This is a genomic window from Planococcus faecalis (assembly GCF_002009235.1).
Taxonomy (GTDB): domain Bacteria; phylum Bacillota; class Bacilli; order Bacillales_A; family Planococcaceae; genus Planococcus; species Planococcus kocurii.
On sequence record NZ_CP019401.1, the window covers coordinates 1,158,902 to 1,176,523 of the forward strand.

Here is a 17,622-nt window from a genome sequence, read left to right on the forward strand (position 1 = left end):
CATAAGGGAGAGATTGAGATGAAGAAATTTGTAGTAGGAACAGCGTTAACGGCATTGGTACTCGCAGGATGTGGAAACGGTGGAGCAAGTGAAGAAGAGTCTAAGACATTACGCATAGGCGCTTCTAACGTACCGCATGCTGAAATTTTAGAACAAGCGAAGCCCCTTTTAGAAGAGCAAGGAATTGAACTTGAAGTTGAAACGTATCAAGACTATATTTTGCCAAACAAAGATTTAGAGTCTGGTGAAATTGATGCCAACTATTTCCAAACTATTCCTTACTTAGAAACTCAAATAGCTGATAATGGTTATGAGTTTGAAAATGCTGGAGGGATTCACATTGAACCAATCGGTGTTTATTCACAAAAATATGCTTCTCTTGATGAACTACCACAGGATGCAACCATTTTGATGAGCAACTCGGTATCGGAGCAGGGTCGTATTTTATCGCTGCTTGAGGTAGAAGGCTTAATCACATTGGCAGAAGGTGTAGATAAAACATCGGCTGAAGTGAGTGATATTGTTGATAATCCGAAAAATTTACAGCTTGAGCCAGACTATGAAGCAGCTTTACTTGTTCAATTATATGAATCAGGTGAGGGAGATGCAGTCTTGATCAACTCTAACTATGCAATTGATGCTGGCATCAGTCCTCTAGAAGATTCAATTGCAATAGAATCATCTGATTCGCCATACGTAAATATTATTACCGTGCGTGCAGGTGATGAAGATAACGACAATGTGAAAGCTTTAGTTGAAGTATTACAATCCCAGGAAATCCAAGACTTTATTTTAGAAGAATGGGGCGGCTCAGTAGTACCGGTAGATTGAATAAAAAAGGAGCTGTCTCATAAGCCCCAAAAATAAAACAGACGGAGAAAAAGATTTTCTTTTTCTCCGTCTGTTTTTGATTGGTTGGAGAGGATCCTGAAAGTGGCTGGCGAATGCTAGTTACTTTATGGAATGAGAAAGTCGAATCGTGGCTCTTTTTCATCCCTGAGCGCATACGGGTAATTCTCTTCGCTGCCACCTGCGACCGCGATGACCGTCTTTGGCATGGGCAGGCTGGAAACCGCTAGTTTTCAGGTGCGGAATAAAACAGTGTGTATCTGTTGGACGCTGGTGCATCGAATAATAATGAACGGTTTTTTGTATCCTTTTTTGTTCCAGAACGGCTGATGGGAATGGAGACGGTGACTCCTGCGGGAAACAGCACATGGTGAAGACGGTGTAGCCGGCTGAGGCCGTGCCCACGGAAAGCGCCCGTCGGAATGGACATCAGCCATTTCTCATGACTTTTGGGACAGCCCCCCTTTTATTATTTTCAAAATAATAAAAATATTGCGCGTTTTCTTGTATGCCTTACATTCACGAGTGGTTTGTGCTATTTTTGAATAATAAAAAAGAAGCATTTGTTCATATGAGGGGGACAGGTTCATGAAGTTCAATTTTGGTTTATTGCCTCGAATAGTGGTGGCAATCGTTCTAGGGGTGCTAATTGGTTTGATAGCACCAGAAAAATTAGTGAGAGTATTTGCGACGTTTACAACGATTTTCGGTAACTTTTTAAACTTTGTTGTGCCGCTAATCATTCTTGGGTTCATTGCACCGGGAATTGCCAAACTAGGGAAAGGTTCTGGTAAGTTATTGGGGGTGGCTACAGTTGTTGCATACGCTTCCACCATTGCGGCAGGAATCTTAGCATTCTTCGTGGCGACGACAGTTCTACCTAACTTTATGAAAGCGGGTTCTTTAAGCAGTATGGAAGATCCAGAGCATGCTTTAGCGACTTCGTTTATCGCACTCGATATGGCACCTGTTTTTGGTGTTATGTCCGCATTGATCTTGGCTTTTTTACTAGGTATTGGTATGGCTTCTACAGGAAGCAAAACAATGGTATCGTTTTTTGATGAATTTCAGGCAATTATTGAAAAAACAATTTCTTACATTATTATTCCGCTATTACCGTTTCATATTTTTGGTATATTTGCCAATATGGCGTATGGCGGAGCGGTATTTGAAATTTTGTCGTTGTTTGCCGTCGTCTTTGTGATGATTATCATACTTCACTGGACAATGCTGTTGCTGCAATATTCGGCAGCCGGTGCATTAAAAGGAAAGAATCCATTATCAATTTTAAAAACGATGATGCCTGCTTATTTTACAGCACTTGGAACGCAGTCTTCTGCAGCAACCATCCCCGTCACATTGCGTCAAGCACGCAAGTCAGGAGCTAACGAACGCGTAGCAGACTTTACCGTTCCGTTGTTTGCAACTATCCATTTATCAGGCAGTACTATTACATTAGTGTCCTGTGCAATCGGCGTATTATTACTAACAGGTGGAGCGCCGACATTTAGCAGCTTCTTTCCATTCATTTTAATGTTGGGTGTTACGATGATTGCAGCACCAGGCGTACCAGGTGGAGCTGTTATGGCAGCGATTGGTTTGCTGCAAAGTATGCTAGGATTTGATGCAACAATGGTCGCATTAATGATCGCACTTTATATGGCGCAAGATAGCTTTGGTACTGCAGCAAATGTTACTGGAGATGGTGCTTTAGCACACATCGTCGACCGTTTCACAAATGGTCAAAAGAGTTTGCAATAGTCGATCGATTCGAACAATTATGGCTATTTTGAAAGGTCTATTCTATTGATAATTTCTGTGCTATTATAGCGAAGATATTACACAATAGGGGGAAACACCATGAAGAAATTATGGGCAATTGGTTTGTTGGCGGCAGTATTATTGGCTGGCTGTGGAGAAGAACAATCAGCGGAGTCAACTGAAGCTACTACCGGTTCAGAAGATAGCAAAGATGTTAAGAAAGACATGATGAGATTTTATCTGACCATTTCAAATACGATCAATGCAGTTGATGTAGATCTGAACACATTTGAAAAAATGAAAGCAGAAGACCTATTACCAGAAGGTGAAGAGCTGAAAGCGATGACAGACGCAGCGATTGTTTCTGCTAAAGATTCAGCTGCTGCTATTGAGACCTTGGAAATTCCAGCAGTATTAGAAAATCAAAAAGAACAAATTGAAACAGCATTCACAGCTATTCGTGAGTCCTATGAAATAAAAGCGGAAGAACTAACGAAAGATGCATCTTTTGAAGCAGCTGACGAAAAGTTCACCGAAGCAGATACGATGTTAAATGAATTACTAACAGAGCAAGGGTTAGCCGGTTCTAGTATTCAGAACGAAGTTTCACAATAAGTAGAAAGCCCTTTGACAACTAAATGTCAGAGGGCTTTTTGATGAAGTTATGTATAAGGCAAAAGATCTGTTTTCAGATTAGTTTGATTATTTTAGTGTTTATTTGCTCTTTTATCGGGTATACTGTAAAAGGTAAGCGTTAAATCAACAGATTGAAAGGAATGGTTCATTATTGAATCGAACGGCATTGAGAAGACCGATAAAATGGAGCATGCATTTAGAAATGCGCATGGCTTCGGAATTGACGAATATCAAAATGACCCGGACAAAATTCTCGAAGTAGAACAACGTCGTGAGCAAGATTATCAGCTAGGCCAAAAAGTAGCCAGTCAGATCGAGCGGCAGGTTCATCGAGACTAAGCAGAGCATATAACAACATGAAGCCAGTATCTTCGGATGCTGGCTTTTTTAATGATATAATTTCTCAATTAGGATTCTTTTATTGAAAATATGAAGGTGTGACAGTTGTCACACTAGGCTTTTACAAATAAGTGATAAATGCAGCAATCTAAATTGTTTTATCGTCATTTTTTTAGTAGTTTAATGATTTGCTAGTAAGGTGAATATGAGTTAAGATTAGAATGATACTAATTAAGAATGGTTCGCCATTCAACATTAACTTTATGGAGGTATTTACATGTCAACTTTGGTCATTAAAGATTTACACGTTAAAATCGAAGACAAAGAGATTTTAAAGGGTGTAGACTTAACAATTAATACAGGTGAAATTCACGCAATTATGGGGCCTAACGGTACGGGCAAATCTACTTTAGCATCTGCTATTATGGGTCATCCTAAATATGAAGTAACTCAAGGAACAATTACACTTGACGGTGAAGACGTTCTAGAGATGGAAGTTGACGAACGCGCTCGTGCAGGTCTTTTCCTAGGAATGCAATACCCAAGCGAAATTTCTGGCGTAACAAACGCTGACTTTATGCGTTCTGCAATGAACGCTCGTCGCGAAGAAGGATCTGAAATTTCATTGATGAAATTTATTCGTGAACTAGACAGCAAAATGGAAGTTTTGGATATGGAACAAGAAATGGCGCAACGTTACTTGAACGAAGGTTTTTCAGGCGGAGAAAAGAAACGTAATGAAATTTTACAACTTATGATGATCAAACCTAAAATCGCTGTTCTAGACGAAATTGACTCTGGACTTGATATTGATGCATTAAAAGTTGTTTCAGATGGCATTAACCAAATGAGAAGCGAAAATTTTGGTTGCCTGATTATCACTCACTATCAGCGTCTACTAAACTACATTACGCCTGATCATGTTCACGTTATGATGCAAGGCCGCGTCGTTAAATCAGGCGGAGAAGAACTTTCTCTTAAACTCGAGTCTGAAGGATATGACTGGATCAAAGCTGAACTTGGCATTGAAGACGAGACTGTAGGACAAGCATAATTGAAGGGAGAGACTAGCATGACGGTTGAAACAAATTTAAAAATGACCGAGCAGGATGTGCGCTCTTTTTCAGAAATGAATGGTGAACCTTCATGGTTTACTGAGCTTCGTCTTCGTTCGTTTGGGGAAGCGCAAAGCTTGCCATTGCCAAAACCAGATAAAACAAAAATTCTTAGCTGGAACTTTACAGATTTCCCGGTACACACGGTTGAAAGTGCAAAGTTCGATTCACTTGAAGATTTAACAGAAGATGTTAAAGCTATCGTAGATTTAGAGCAAAAAAACCTTTATATCCAACACAACAATACACCTGCATTTTCACGTGTTTCTGATGAACTTGCGGCACAAGGTGTTATTTTGACGGATATTTTTACAGCTCTACGTGAACATGGCGATTTGGTTAAGAAATACTTTATGACTAAAGGCGTGAAAACGGACGAGCACAAATTGACAGCGTTAAATGCTGCATTGATGAACGGCGGAGCATTCCTTTATGTTCCGAAAAACGTTGTTGTAGAAGAACCTGTACAGGTAGTTTTCTATCATGATGATGCAGAAGCGTCATTGTTTAACCACGTTATCGTTGTTGCGGATACAAGCAGTAAAGTAACTTATGTGGAAAACTATTACTCAACAGTTTCACACGCGAATGGCTTGGCAAACATCGTGTCAGAAGTTTTTGCTGAAGATAACGCACAAATTACGTACGGCGCTGTAGACACGCTAGCAGAAGGTTTTATTACGTATGTAAACCGCCGTGGCATTGTAGCACGTGATGCACGTATTGAATGGGCTTTAGGCATGATGAATGATAGCGATACAATTTCTGAAAACACAACGCATTTGATCGGCGATAATTCTTTTGGAGATACGAAAAGTGTAGTCGTTGGACGGGGATCGCAAAAACAAAACTTTACGACGCAAGTTGTTCATTGGGGCAAAGATTCAGAAGGCTTTATTCTGAAGCATGGCGTTATGAAAGACTCATCTTCTGCTATCTTTAACGGCATTGGTAAAATCGAACACGGTGCGACAAGATCTAACGCAGTACAGGAATCACGCGTATTGATGTTAAGTGAAAAAGCACGTGGCGATGCTAACCCGATTCTGTTAATCGACGAAGACGATGTAACAGCAGGACATGCGGCATCAGTTGGACGCGTAGATCCGCTTCAATTGTATTACTTGATGAGCCGCGGTATTACAAAACAGGAAGCTGAACGTCTTGTTATTCACGGTTTCTTGGCACCGGTTGTCCGTGTATTGCCAATCGAAGGCGTTAAAAAGCAATTGACGGAGGTTATCGAAAGGAAAGTCCGCTAATGATCAACCAAGAGATAAAAAGCTATTTTCCAATACTCAACCAAGAAATAAATGGTCACCCACTGATTTATCTGGATAGTGCTGCTACTTCACAAAAGCCGGTTCAAGTAATTGAAGCATTAAAAAATTATTATGAATTGGATAATGCCAACGTGCACCGAGGCGTTCACACACTTGGGAATCGCGCAACCGAACACTATGAAGGCGCACGCGAAAAAGTCCGGAAATTCATTAACGCTAATTCGATGGAAGAAATTATTTTCCTGCGAGGAACGACAACTGCCATGAACCTCATTGCGCAAAGCTACGGAAGAGCCAATGTCCAAGAAGGCGATGAAATTGTCATTACTTATATGGAACACCATTCTAATATTATTCCATGGCAGCAATTGGCTAAAGAACGCGGCGCCATTTTAAAATACGTTGAACTTGAAAAAGATGGCACGATTTCCTTGGAGCAGGTCCGTGCAGTTGTAACAGAGCGAACTAAAATCGTTTCGATGGTTTATGTTTCGAATGTTCTCGGCACGATGAATCCAGTAAAAGAAGTTGCACAGATTGCTCATGAAAATGGTGCAGTGATGGTTGTTGATGGTGCTCAAGCAGCGCCGCATTTGAAAATAGATGTTCAGCAACTTGACTGTGATTTCTTTGCATTTTCGGGTCATAAAATGTGTGGCCCTACTGGAATTGGCGTTCTTTACGGCAAGAAAGAGTTATTAAATAATATGGAACCTGTCGAATTTGGTGGAGAAATGATCGATTTCGTGGGGTTATACGATTCGACATGGAAAGAGTTGCCTTGGAAATTTGAAGGCGGTACACCCATTATTGCCGGTGCTGTTGGACTAGGTGCGGCAATCGATTTTCTCAATGAAATCGGCTTAGATGAAATTGAAAAGCATGAACATCAAATGGCTGCTTACGCAATGGAAAAAATGAGCTTGATTGAAGGATTGGCTATTTACGGTCCAACTGATCCACAAAAACGGGCAGGGATTGTCACATTCAATCTGAATGATGTTCACCCACATGATGTTGCAACTGTTCTTGACATGAGCGGCATTGCGGTGCGCGCTGGTCATCACTGTGCGCAACCTTTAATGAAATGGCTGGAAGTTTCAGCTACAGCACGCGCGAGCTTCTACTTATATAATAGCGAGTCAGATGTTGACCGTTTAGTAGAAGGCCTGCGTTCGGCAAAGGAGTATTTCAACGATGTCTTCTAATAATTTAGATCAATTATACCGACGTGTTATTATGGACCATTATAAAACGCCCCGCAACAAAGGGACGCTTGAAAATGATAGCGTTAGTATTGAAATGAACAATCCGACCTGTGGAGATCGCATCCAATTGACTTTGCAGGTCGAAGACGGCATTGTCAAAGATGCGAAGTTTGACGGTGAAGGATGTTCGATTTCAATGGCTTCTGCTTCAATGATGACGCAAGCTGTCAAAGGGCAAGAAATTGATACGGCATTAAAACTTTCCAGCATTTTTTCAGATATGATGCTTGGCAAAGAGTACGATGATTCGATTGATCTTGGTGACATTGAAGCATTGCAAGGCGTCTCTCAGTTTCCAGCCCGTATCAAATGTGCGACTTTGGCATGGAAAGCCATGGAAAAAGGCGTGCAAAACGAAGAAAAATCGTAATATAGAACGGAGGAACGACGATGGCGAAAAAAATGCCGGAAATCGGTGATTATAAATATGGGTTCCACGACAAAGATGTATCAGTTTTTAGATCTAAACGTGGCCTGACTGAAGATATTGTAAGAGAAATTTCAAAAATTAAAGATGAGCCAGAATGGATGTTGAAATCCCGTCTGAAAGCATTAAAATTGTTTTATTCAATGCCAATGCCACAATGGGGCGGCGATTTAGGTTCACTAAACTTTGATGAAATTACGTATTACGTAAAACCATCAGAAGCGAGCCAAACTTCATGGGATGAAGTTCCTGAAGAAATCAAACGCACATTCGATAAGTTAGGTATTCCAGAAGCAGAGCAAAAGTATTTGGCGGGTGTTTCGGCTCAGTATGAATCTGAAGTTGTTTACCATAACATGAAAGTTGAATTGGAAGACATGGGGATTATCTTTAAAGATACCGGTTCTGCTCTTCGTGAAAACGAAGACCTTTTCAAAGAATATTGGCAGTCAGTAATTCCAGCAGCAGATAATAAGTTTGCAGCGTTGAATACGGCAGTTTGGTCTGGTGGATCATTTATTTACGTGCCAAAAGGCATTAAAGTAGAATCTCCACTTCAAGCTTATTTCCGTATCAACTCGGAAAACATGGGCCAATTTGAGCGTACATTAATTATCGTTGATGAAGGCGCAAGCGTTCATTATGTAGAGGGCTGTACAGCTCCTGTTTACACAACGAATTCACTTCACTCTGCTGTTGTTGAAATTATTGTGAAAAAAGATGCTTATTGCCGTTATACGACAATTCAAAACTGGGCAAATAATGTCTTTAACCTTGTAACAAAGCGTGCATTTGTTGACGCGAACGGAACAATGGAATGGATTGATGGCAACATCGGTTCGAAATTGACAATGAAATACCCAGCTATTTACTTGAAAGGTGAAGGCGCACGCGGCATGACTTTGTCGATCGCAATCGCTGGTAAAGGACAGCATCAAGACGCTGGAGCGAAAATGATTCACTTGGCTCCAAATACATCTTCATCAATTGTTTCGAAATCAATTTCAAAACAAGGCGGGAAAGTTTCGTATCGCGGAATCGTTCATTTTGGACGTAAAGCGGACGGCGCACGTTCAAACATTGAATGTGATACGTTAATTATGGACAATCAGTCAACTTCTGATACAATTCCATACAACGAAATCTTAAACGATAACGTTTCTTTGGAGCACGAAGCGAAAGTTTCAAAAGTATCTGAAGAGCAATTGTTCTACTTGATGAGCCGTGGTGTTTCTGAACAAGAAGCAACAGAAATGATTGTAATGGGCTTTATCGAACCATTCACGAAAGAACTTCCAATGGAATATGCAGTAGAAATGAACCGTTTAATCAAGTTCGAAATGGAAGGCTCGATCGGTTAATAGACGAATAACTAACGGGCTGTCCCAAAAGGTCATGAAATATGACTTTTGGTGACAGTCTTTTTGTGTTTTGTAAGATTTAATTGCTTCCCATGCTATTCGGTGGAATTAAAATACTTCTAACTAGACGGCTATCTTAGTAACCTAAAATAATATTTTCTCCCTAAACTCTCAATTGATCTAAAGAAACTCCCTTTAAAAAAGACGTTCTATTTTTTCTATGCTATCATAAAATAATAACCAGAAATGGAGGCGGGACGATGATTTATGTAGGTTTGACGGGGTGGGGAGATCATCCAGATGTCTATAGCCCTGGCTCAAAGAAAACAGATAAATTGATCGATTACAGTGCTCATTTTCCAATTGTAGAATTGGATTCCTCCTTTTATGCAGTTCAGCCGGAAAAAAATATTCGAAAGTGGATGGAAGAAACGCCAGAGTCGTTTCAGTTTGTAGTAAAAGCTTATCAAGGAATGACAGGACATCTGCGTGGAGAAAATCCATTTGACTCACGCGATGACATGTTTGAAGCGTTTAGAAAATCCATTCGCCCATTAAAAGAAGCTGGGAAACTGGCAATGGTACTGCTTCAGTTTCCGCCGTGGTTTGATTGCCAAAAAGACAATGTCGATCAACTTCGAGAGATTACAGGGCGTTTAAAAGAATTTGATCTGGCAATCGAATTTCGTCATCAATCCTGGTATGCCAATGGGATGAGTGAAAAAACCGTGGACTTCTTACGGGATAATCAGTTGATTCACACAGTGTGTGACGAACCGCAGGCAGGAGATGGCTCAATTCCACTGGTTCCAATTTCTTCAAGAACAGACAAAGTGCTACTTCGTATTCACGGTCGCAATGTTCATGGCTGGCTAAATCCAGGACATGGACAAAACTGGCGGGAAGTTCGTTATCTCTATGATTATAATAAAGAAGAACTGGGCGAGATCAGTCGTGCTGTAAATCTATTGGCGCAAACAGCAGAAACGGTCTACGTGATTTTTAATAATAACTCAGGAGGCCATGCAGCAGGTGACGCTAAAGAGTTCCAGAATATGAATGATTTATCATTTGAGGGACTTTCACCAAAGCAAATGGATTTATTTGAAGGAGGATTTTAATGGTTTTCATCGTTATGGCACTTGTCGGAGTGGCTTCTGGCATAGTGGGTGCATTGATAGGGCTTGGTGGTGGCGTTATACTGGTTCCAGCTTTACTTTTTCTAGGCACCAGTTTTGCATTTTTTCCGGACCTTTCGCCTCAGAAAATTGTTGGCTTATCAGTCATCATGATGATTTTCACAGGCTTGTCTTCAACTTTAGCTTATATGAAAGTTCGAACAGTCGATTATAAAAGTGGACTTATTTTCTTTGCAGGAAGTGCACCCGGTACAATCATTGGTGCTTTTGTTAATAAAAACTTGGACTTGCCGTCATTCAATCTGTATTTCGGAATTCTTCTCGTTTTTCTATCGTTGCTTTTACTGTTGCGCGACCGGCTCAAATCGGTTCGCTGGTTCGTGGACAACGGTCGTAAAACAACGTTTATAGACAATCAAAATAAAGAATATATTTATGGTTATCCAATTTGGTTTGCCTTGTTATTAACTTTTTTTGTTGGAGTGGCTTCAGGGTTGTTCGGTATCGGTGGTGGCTCAATTATCGTGCCTGCGATGATTTTATTGTTCTTATTCCCACCACATGTAGCCATTGGGACGTCTATGTTTATGGTGTTTTTATCAGCACTTGTCAACTCCGTTACCCATATCTCATTAGGAAACGTGCCATGGATTTATACGCTAGCTGTTGTTCCAGGTGCATACATGGGTGCGAAAATAGGTGCGAAGTTAAACAAGCGCCTGAATTCGGAAATGCTGGTGACCATTTTGCGTATTGTCCTTTTGATTCTCGGGTTGCGATCGATTTACGAAGGAATATTTAGTTCTTAAAGAGGTGTTTTCATGAGTGAAACTATTCATATTTATCATACGAATGATTTGCATAGCCATTTTACAAATTGGCCACAGATTAAATCGTTTTTAGCTGAACGAAAAAGATGGCACGAAGAAGAAGGCGACGTCTGTCTTATTTTAGATATTGGTGACCATGTTGATCGTTCGCATCCTTATACAGAAGGCACAGCAGGCAAAGGCAATGTGCAATTGCTAAACGAAGCGCAATACGATGCTGTGACGATTGGCAATAACGAAGGCATTACACTGTCAAAAGAAGAGCTTGCTGATTTGTATGTTCAAGCCGATTTTAAAGTGGTGGTGTCAAATTTATTTGATTTGCGTGGCAATCGACCTCAATGGGCTAAGCCCTATCATATTATCCGTACAACAAACGGAACACGGATTGGATTAGTAGGTGCAACCGCAGAGTTTACGCCTTTTTATCATAAACTGGGTTGGCGACTTACAGATGCCAAAGAATCTATTATTCAAGCAGTAAAAGAAATTGAAGAACACACCGATTTAATTATTTGCTTATCACATCTTGGCATTAAAGAAGACGAGTTATTGGTGGATCTTTGTCCACAAATCAATATTATTTTGGGGGCACATACGCATCATGTTTTTCATGAAGGCAAATGGCAAGGGGACACTTTGCTAGGTGCTGCAGGAAAATTCGGTTTTTACGTTGGTCATATTGCTGTAGCAGAAGCATTTGAAAAAACCACTGCGCAACTCGTTGAAGTGTCTCGGTTACGCGAAGAACAAGAAGGATTTGATGAACTGCTAATTGAGCAGGGAAAAATACAAATGAACGAGTTAGTTTTTCATAGCGACAAGACGCTAAAAGCAGAGTGGTTTAAAGATTCAGAGCTGGCAACTTTGTTTGGACAAGCGCTGATTGAATTTACAGAAGCCGATTGTGCGTTATTTAATGCCGGAATATTTATGGAAGATATGGCAAAAGGTGCGATGACTCGCTACAACTTTCATCAAATGTTGCCTCATCCAATCAACCCTTGTCTTGTCGAGCTAAGCGGAGCAGAGTTAAAGGAGATTTATTTGCAGTCTTTGAACTCAGAATGGCCACAGCTCGAGTTAAAAGGAATGGGATTCCGTGGCGCGGTATTTGGCAAGATGATTCATTTGAATATGGAAATTATGAATCACCGGTTTTATATCAATGGGCAACTAGCAGTGCACGATCAAACTTACCGGTTGGTTACGTTAGACATGTTAACGTTTGGCTACTTTTTCCCAAGCTTGAAAAGAGCGGCTAAGACATATTTTATGCCAGAGTTTCTGCGTGATGTGTTTAGCGAGTATTTTCATAGCAAAGCCTTGAAGTAGAAGGCCTATTCGGAATATAAACGCAGTTGATTTTATGGTGATTTTGGGCTATGCTAATAAAGAAATATATATTGGTGGGTAGAGGCTGCAGGACTGATCAGTAAGATGCGCGAGTTTGACCGCGTTGAACGCATCTGAAAGGAAGTTTTGCCGAAATCGATTTTCTAGGTCTAAGAAGATGGATTGGGGTCATTCTAAATAAGAATGTCACTGTCATTTGAGCAACAGCTTAAATGGGGAGCTACAGGGTTGTTTGATGTTCTAATGCACAGACGAATTGTAGAAGGCTGACTTTATCCAATTGGAGAGGTCGGCTTTTTTTATCTCATTTTTCACCCATCAAAAATTAGGAGGAGTTTTTATGGAGAATACGATTTTTTCGATTTTGCCGCCGATTATTGCAATCGTTATGGTACTTTTAACGCGTCGTGTGCTATTGTCGCTAGGTACCGGTATTGTAGCAGCAGCTGTAATATTGACATGGTTTGCACCACTTGATGCCTTACAAGAGCTTGTAACATCATTTACGATTATTTTTTGGGATGAAGGTTTCAATGCTTATAACGTCTTTATCATTCTTTTCTTGTTGTTGCTTGGCATTATTACAGCATTCGTTAGTTTATCAGGAGGCAGCCATGCTTTCGCTGAATGGGCTTCCACACGTATCAAGTCGCGAAGAGGGGCGAAGGTTCTAACAGTAGTTCTTGGAATTGTGATCTTCATCGATGACTATTTCAATGCTTTAGCTGTAGGACAAGTTGCACGTCCAATTACTGATCGTTACAAAGTGTCACGCGCTAAGCTCGCATACTTTATCGATTCGACTGCTGCACCTGTTTGTGTCGTTTCTCCCGTATCAAGTTGGGGAGCTGCAATTATTGGGATTATTGCGACGATTTTAGCAGGACAAACTTTTGTTGAATATTCCGCACTAGAAGCTTTCTTATGGATGGCACCGATGAACTTTTATGTAGTCGCTTCTCTAGCTATTGTCTTTTTTGTTGCTATTCGTGATGTTGATTTTGGTGAAATGAAGAAACATGAAGTGCTTGCGATTACGGAAGGACAACTTTTTGATCCTAACAAAACCATTCCAGGTGAAATGAAAGAAGATTTTCCAACTCATTCACATGGACATGTTAGAGATTTATTACTACCAATTTTATTGTTGATTGTTGGTACAGTAGGAGCAATGATATGGACGGGCTATCAGAACGCAGATCAAGTATTTGATATTTGGTTGATTTTTGAAAATACAGATGTGCCAGCTTCCTTATTAACAGGTGGTGTGCTAGGTGCATTAACGTCCATTATCTTATACGTTATGCAAATGAAAAAGAACGAAACAGCTAATGTGGGCTGGATTGGCAAAGGCATTTGGGCAGGTATCAAATCAATGATGGGTGCAGTGCTAATCTTGATTTTTGCTTGGTCGCTGACTTCTTTGATCGGGTTACTTGAAACGGGTGCATATTTAGCAGGCGTTGTGTCTGAAGGCAATGTTCCGACAGCTATTCTTCCCTTTTTACTGTTTGTGTTAGCGGGTGTTATGGCTTTTTCTACAGGAACATCGTGGGGGTCTTTCGGTATTTTATTACCGATTGCCGGTACAATTATGATTGAGGCTGACCCATCCTTATTATTGCCAGCGTTATCAGCAGTGTTAGCAGGAGCGGTTTTTGGTGATCATTGTTCACCGATTTCCGATACGACGATCTTGTCTTCGACAGGAGCGGGAAGCAATCATATGGACCATGTCTTAACTCAGATACCGTATGCGTTAACCGCTGCAGGTATTGCTGCAATTGGGTACATTGTCATAGGTTTCACTGGTTCGCTATTGATTTCGTTAGGCGTAGTCTTAGCCGTGTTAGCCGTTCTCTTTGTTGTCTGGTCACAACGAACAACTATTATTGAAAAACAACAAAATATATAATGAAATCAAGGCAGAGAAGCTATTTCTCTGCCTTTTTACTTTTGCTGCAATAGTTTTTTCGAATTATATTGTGAAATCGTCTTTACATTAAAGCGCTCTCTCGGTATACTATTTTTAGATTAGTTAATAATCTGAAAACAAACAAAATTCCTATTTTTATGTAAATAGAATGGGAATACAGAGGGGGAAGAGTGATGGAACGTTCGCAATGGGGTACACGTGCCGGCTTTATCATGGCAGCTGTCGGCTCTGCAATTGGTCTTGGTAACATTTGGCGTTTTCCGTATGTTGCCTTTGAAAATGGTGGGGGTGCCTTTTTCATACCGTATTTATTTGCATTATTAACTGCCGGTATACCAATTCTAATACTTGAATTTACGATTGGTCATAAGTACCGAGGTTCTGCACCATTATCATTCTTTAGAATGGGTGGTAAAAAACTAGAATGGCTTGGTTGGTGGGCAGTATTTGTGTCCTTCATTATATCTGTGTACTATGCCGTTATTATCGCTTGGGCAATGCGCTATACTATATTTTCAATCAATCAGGCATGGGGCACAGATACACAAGATTTCTTATTCAATGAATTTTTACAGCTGACAGTTAGTCCGGGTCAAACAGGTGGAATTGTTTGGGGCGTATTTATTCCTCTAGTGCTGGTCTGGGTCATTACACTCGGAATTTTGCTTGCAGGAGTGAAAAAAGGAATTGAAGCAGCTAACCGGATCTTCATTCCAACGTTAGTTATTATTTTCGTAGCAGTCGTAATTCGTGCAGTTACACTGGACGGGGCGTTGGTAGGACTAGAAGCATTTTTCCAACCAGATTTTACCGCTATTATGGATCCGTCGGTTTGGGTCGCAGCTTATGGACATATATTCTTTAGTTTATCTGTCGCATTTGCCATTATGATTACGTACTCAAGCTATCTTCCTAAAAAGTCGGACATTACAAATAATGCTTTTATCACAGGTTTTGCCAACTCAAGCTTTGAATTATTAGCCGGTATCGGTGTTTTCGCAGCTCTCGGGTTTATGGCATCGCAACAAGGTGTTGAAGTAAGTGAAGTAGCAACAGCCGGTGTTGGATTGGCATTTGTGGTATTCCCACAAATTATCAATGAATTTCCAGGATTCAACGGATTGTTCGGCGTATTGTTCTTCTTATCGTTAACACTCGCTGGATTGACGTCTTTGATGTCAATTACTGAAACTTATGTCGCTGGGTTTTCTGAGAAGTTCGGTATTTCTCGTAGAAAATCTGTTCTTTTCGGAGGCGGACTTGCAGCATTGATTTCAATTCTCTTTGCAACACAAGGCGGATTGTTCTTCTTGGACCTTGCAGATTACTTTATCAACCAATTTGGTGTTGCAGCAATCGGTCTAGTAGAAGTGGTGCTAGTCGTTTGGGTATTCCGTAAAGCAGATGCACTTAAAGCACATGCTAACGAAATCTCGGATATTCATTTGGGTGGCTGGTGGAAATTCAGTCTCGGCATCATTACACCAATCGTTTTAGGTTATATGATGTTCGGTTTACTCAAGCTAAACATTCTGAAAGAGTTTGATACTGAAACTGGAAACTACGAAGGGTATTCAGATATGTTTACCTTATCAGGAGGCGTAGCAGTTGCTTCCGCTGCAATCATTTTTGGAGTTCTATTCTCTCTTGCAAAATGGCATAAAGAACAGGGAGAATATGACGAGCGCAATTAAAAGGAGGAGTATCATATGACTGTAAGTTCAATTGTGGTAATGATTATCGGCATGGTCATTATTTGGGGTGGCTTGGCTGCTAGCATCATTCACGCAGTCAGTAGCAGCAAAAAGAACAAGTCGAAAAATGCTGCAAATAACGTATAATTTACAAGCCCAGAAACTTTTGGTTTCTGGGCTTTTTCATGTCTTTAAAGAGAGACGTGAACTTGTGAGGAGCAAACCTTTATGATACATTTGGAGTACAATAGGATTCCATTCACAAATCAGATAGACAGGGGACGATGTGCATGTCAACAAAACAAGAGCATCTTAGAAAACCCGATTGGTTAAAGATCAAACTCAACACCAATGAAAACTATACAGATTTAAAAAAGATGATGAGAGAAAATAATCTCAATACTGTCTGTGAAGAAGCGAAATGTCCAAATATCCACGAATGTTGGGGAACCCGGAGAACCGCTACCTTTATGATTTTAGGTGCCGTTTGTACCAGAGCTTGCCGTTTTTGTGCAGTCAAAACAGGACTACCGAATGAATTGGATCTTCAAGAACCTGAACGTGTGGCAGCCTCTGTAAAAATGATGAATCTCAAACACGCAGTCATTACAGCAGTTGCACGAGACGATTTAAAAGATGGAGGTTCAGCTGTTTTTGCTGAAACAATCCGTGCGATTAAACGTGCTAATCCATTTACAACAGTTGAAGTCTTGCCGTCTGATATGGGTGGAGTCTATGAAAATCTGGAACGTCTAATGGATGCAAAACCGGATATTTTAAATCATAATATAGAAACGGTACGCCGTTTAACACCAAGAGTCAGAGCGCGTGCTAAGTACGACCGATCACTGGAACTGTTAAAACGTTCAAAAGAAATGCATCCGGAAATTCCAACAAAATCCTCATTAATGATCGGCTTGGGGGAAACAAAAGAAGAAATTATTGAGGTGATGGATGACTTACGTGCGAACGATGTCGATATCATGACAATCGGTCAATACCTTCAGCCTTCGAAAAAACACTTAATGGTACAAAAATATTATTCGCCAAAGGAATTTAAAGAATTTTGGGAGATTGCGATGACTAAAGGGTTTTCGCATTGCCAGGCAGGCCCTTTGGTTCGAAGCAGCTACCATGCGGATGAGCAAGTCAATGCAGCTGCTAAAGAGCGTCAGCGCCTCGGAGAAGTGCAAGCAGCTGCTACAAACAGCTAATGGATGGTGGAAAAATGATTACATTGGATCAATGGGAATACGACATATTAATAGATCACCGAGAAGGATTCAAAGAGGAGGCCATAACAGGACGCTATAGCGAAATTTTGTCGAAATATGATTATATTTTGGGAGACTGGGGCTATGGACAGTTGCGGTTGAAAGGCTTTTTTGAAGACACGAACCACAAAGCAACCTATGATACAAAAATTAGTACTTTACAGGATTATCTTTACGAGTACTGTAATTTTGGTTGCGCTTATTTCGTTATAAAAAAAGGTGGAAAAGCAGCTCCTTTAATTGAAGAACCCGAACAGCAAACCCCCGAAGCGGATGTGTAATCCGCAAGGGGGTTTTTTTTTTGCAATATGATATGATAAAGAAAGAAATTGAGGATTTTCAAACGCCTATTGG

General features: G+C 40.5%; 17 protein-coding genes and 1 riboswitch. All 17 genes read left to right on the forward strand.

All coding sequences use genetic code 11. The features are described from left to right. The first annotated feature begins 18 nt into the window (after window positions 1–18). The 17 genes from AJGP001_RS05710 (at window position 19) to AJGP001_RS05780 (ending at window position 17,549) form a co-directional block, all read left to right on the forward strand. Window positions 19–831 (forward strand): MetQ/NlpA family ABC transporter substrate-binding protein, encoded by an 813-nt coding sequence (locus AJGP001_RS05710; protein WP_071153781.1) that lies wholly within the window; start codon window positions 19–21, stop codon window positions 829–831. A gap of 606 nt (window positions 832–1,437) precedes the next feature. Then, window positions 1,438–2,610: a dicarboxylate/amino acid:cation symporter gene (locus AJGP001_RS05715; protein ID WP_071153782.1), complete on the forward strand. Its 1,173-nt coding sequence runs from the start codon at window positions 1,438–1,440 to the stop codon at window positions 2,608–2,610. A gap of 99 nt (window positions 2,611–2,709) precedes the next feature. Continuing rightward, on the forward strand, window positions 2,710–3,225 hold the full coding sequence (locus tag AJGP001_RS05720; protein WP_071153783.1) for a hypothetical protein: 516 nt from the start codon (window positions 2,710–2,712) through the stop codon (window positions 3,223–3,225). Window positions 3,226–3,429: 204 nt separating this feature from the next. Then, window positions 3,430–3,585, forward strand: a complete 156-nt coding sequence (locus tag AJGP001_RS17480) for a YuzK family famiily protein (RefSeq protein WP_169793157.1) — start codon at window positions 3,430–3,432, stop codon at window positions 3,583–3,585. A gap of 271 nt (window positions 3,586–3,856) precedes the next feature. Next, window positions 3,857–4,639, forward strand: a complete 783-nt coding sequence (gene sufC / locus AJGP001_RS05725) for a Fe-S cluster assembly ATPase SufC (RefSeq protein ID WP_281251063.1) — start codon at window positions 3,857–3,859, stop codon at window positions 4,637–4,639. A gap of 18 nt (window positions 4,640–4,657) precedes the next feature. After that, entirely contained in the window at window positions 4,658–5,962 is a 1,305-nt protein-coding gene (gene sufD, locus AJGP001_RS05730) for a Fe-S cluster assembly protein SufD (RefSeq protein ID WP_071153784.1), read from the forward strand. Next, window positions 5,962–7,191, forward strand: a complete 1,230-nt coding sequence (locus AJGP001_RS05735) for a cysteine desulfurase (RefSeq protein ID WP_078080245.1) — start codon at window positions 5,962–5,964, stop codon at window positions 7,189–7,191. The genes sufD and AJGP001_RS05735 overlap by 1 nt, the downstream gene beginning before the upstream one ends. Continuing rightward, the gene (sufU, locus tag AJGP001_RS05740; protein WP_058385872.1) at window positions 7,181–7,621 is read left to right on the forward strand and encodes a Fe-S cluster assembly sulfur transfer protein SufU; all 441 of its coding nucleotides are present in this window, start codon (window positions 7,181–7,183) and stop codon (window positions 7,619–7,621) included. The genes AJGP001_RS05735 and sufU overlap by 11 nt, the downstream gene beginning before the upstream one ends. Window positions 7,622–7,641: 20 nt before the next feature. Further along, on the forward strand, window positions 7,642–9,039 hold the full coding sequence (gene sufB, locus AJGP001_RS05745; RefSeq protein ID WP_058385871.1) for a Fe-S cluster assembly protein SufB: 1,398 nt from the start codon (window positions 7,642–7,644) through the stop codon (window positions 9,037–9,039). Window positions 9,040–9,299: 260 nt separating this feature from the next. After that, window positions 9,300–10,160, forward strand: a complete 861-nt coding sequence (locus AJGP001_RS05750; protein ID WP_071153785.1) for a DUF72 domain-containing protein — start codon at window positions 9,300–9,302, stop codon at window positions 10,158–10,160. After that, on the forward strand, window positions 10,160–10,987 hold the full coding sequence (locus AJGP001_RS05755; protein ID WP_071153786.1) for a sulfite exporter TauE/SafE family protein: 828 nt from the start codon (window positions 10,160–10,162) through the stop codon (window positions 10,985–10,987). Before AJGP001_RS05750 ends, AJGP001_RS05755 begins: the two co-directional genes overlap by 1 nt. 12 nt (window positions 10,988–10,999) lie before the next feature. Next, on the forward strand, window positions 11,000–12,343 hold the full coding sequence (locus AJGP001_RS05760) for a bifunctional metallophosphatase/5'-nucleotidase (RefSeq protein ID WP_071153787.1): 1,344 nt from the start codon (window positions 11,000–11,002) through the stop codon (window positions 12,341–12,343). A 71-nt stretch (window positions 12,344–12,414) separates the two neighbouring features. Then, window positions 12,415–12,595, forward strand: a riboswitch (Lysine riboswitch). Between the two features lie 109 nt (window positions 12,596–12,704). Then, entirely contained in the window at window positions 12,705–14,279 is a 1,575-nt protein-coding gene (locus tag AJGP001_RS05765) for a Na+/H+ antiporter NhaC family protein (RefSeq protein ID WP_071153788.1), read from the forward strand. Between the two features lie 194 nt (window positions 14,280–14,473). Further along, a complete protein-coding gene (locus tag AJGP001_RS05770) occupies window positions 14,474–15,994 on the forward strand; it encodes a sodium-dependent transporter (RefSeq protein WP_071153789.1) in 1,521 nt (506 codons plus the stop codon). Between the two features lie 15 nt (window positions 15,995–16,009). Further along, a complete protein-coding gene (locus tag AJGP001_RS17345) occupies window positions 16,010–16,141 on the forward strand; it encodes a methionine/alanine import family NSS transporter small subunit (protein ID WP_143039520.1) in 132 nt (43 codons plus the stop codon). Window positions 16,142–16,284: 143 nt separating this feature from the next. Then, complete coding sequence (lipA, locus tag AJGP001_RS05775; protein WP_071153790.1) at window positions 16,285–17,208, forward strand: lipoyl synthase; 924 nt, start codon at window positions 16,285–16,287, stop codon at window positions 17,206–17,208. A gap of 14 nt (window positions 17,209–17,222) precedes the next feature. Next, window positions 17,223–17,549 (forward strand): YutD family protein, encoded by a 327-nt coding sequence (locus tag AJGP001_RS05780; RefSeq protein ID WP_058386934.1) that lies wholly within the window; start codon window positions 17,223–17,225, stop codon window positions 17,547–17,549. The last annotated feature ends 73 nt before the right edge of the window (window positions 17,550–17,622 follow it).

Bases quoted from the DNA above. Each gene is read 5' to 3' on its own strand.
- AJGP001_RS05710 (WP_071153781.1), top strand. From the start codon at position 19: ATGAAGAAATTTGTAGTAGGAACAGCGTTAACGGCATTGGTACTCGCA.
- AJGP001_RS05715 (WP_071153782.1), top strand. From the start codon at position 1,438: ATGAAGTTCAATTTTGGTTTATTGCCTCGAATAGTGGTGGCAATCGTT.
- AJGP001_RS05720 (WP_071153783.1), top strand. From the start codon at position 2,710: ATGAAGAAATTATGGGCAATTGGTTTGTTGGCGGCAGTATTATTGGCT.
- AJGP001_RS17480 (WP_169793157.1), top strand. From the start codon at position 3,430: ATGGAGCATGCATTTAGAAATGCGCATGGCTTCGGAATTGACGAATAT.
- sufD (WP_071153784.1), top strand. From the start codon at position 4,658: ATGACGGTTGAAACAAATTTAAAAATGACCGAGCAGGATGTGCGCTCT.
- AJGP001_RS05735 (WP_078080245.1), top strand. From the start codon at position 5,962: ATGATCAACCAAGAGATAAAAAGCTATTTTCCAATACTCAACCAAGAA.
- sufU (WP_058385872.1), top strand. From the start codon at position 7,181: ATGTCTTCTAATAATTTAGATCAATTATACCGACGTGTTATTATGGAC.
- sufB (WP_058385871.1), top strand. From the start codon at position 7,642: ATGGCGAAAAAAATGCCGGAAATCGGTGATTATAAATATGGGTTCCAC.
- AJGP001_RS05750 (WP_071153785.1), top strand. From the start codon at position 9,300: ATGATTTATGTAGGTTTGACGGGGTGGGGAGATCATCCAGATGTCTAT.
- AJGP001_RS05755 (WP_071153786.1), top strand. From the start codon at position 10,160: ATGGTTTTCATCGTTATGGCACTTGTCGGAGTGGCTTCTGGCATAGTG.
- AJGP001_RS05760 (WP_071153787.1), top strand. From the start codon at position 11,000: ATGAGTGAAACTATTCATATTTATCATACGAATGATTTGCATAGCCAT.
- AJGP001_RS05765 (WP_071153788.1), top strand. From the start codon at position 12,705: ATGGAGAATACGATTTTTTCGATTTTGCCGCCGATTATTGCAATCGTT.
- AJGP001_RS05770 (WP_071153789.1), top strand. From the start codon at position 14,474: ATGGAACGTTCGCAATGGGGTACACGTGCCGGCTTTATCATGGCAGCT.
- AJGP001_RS17345 (WP_143039520.1), top strand. From the start codon at position 16,010: ATGACTGTAAGTTCAATTGTGGTAATGATTATCGGCATGGTCATTATT.
- lipA (WP_071153790.1), top strand. From the start codon at position 16,285: ATGTCAACAAAACAAGAGCATCTTAGAAAACCCGATTGGTTAAAGATC.
- AJGP001_RS05780 (WP_058386934.1), top strand. From the start codon at position 17,223: ATGATTACATTGGATCAATGGGAATACGACATATTAATAGATCACCGA.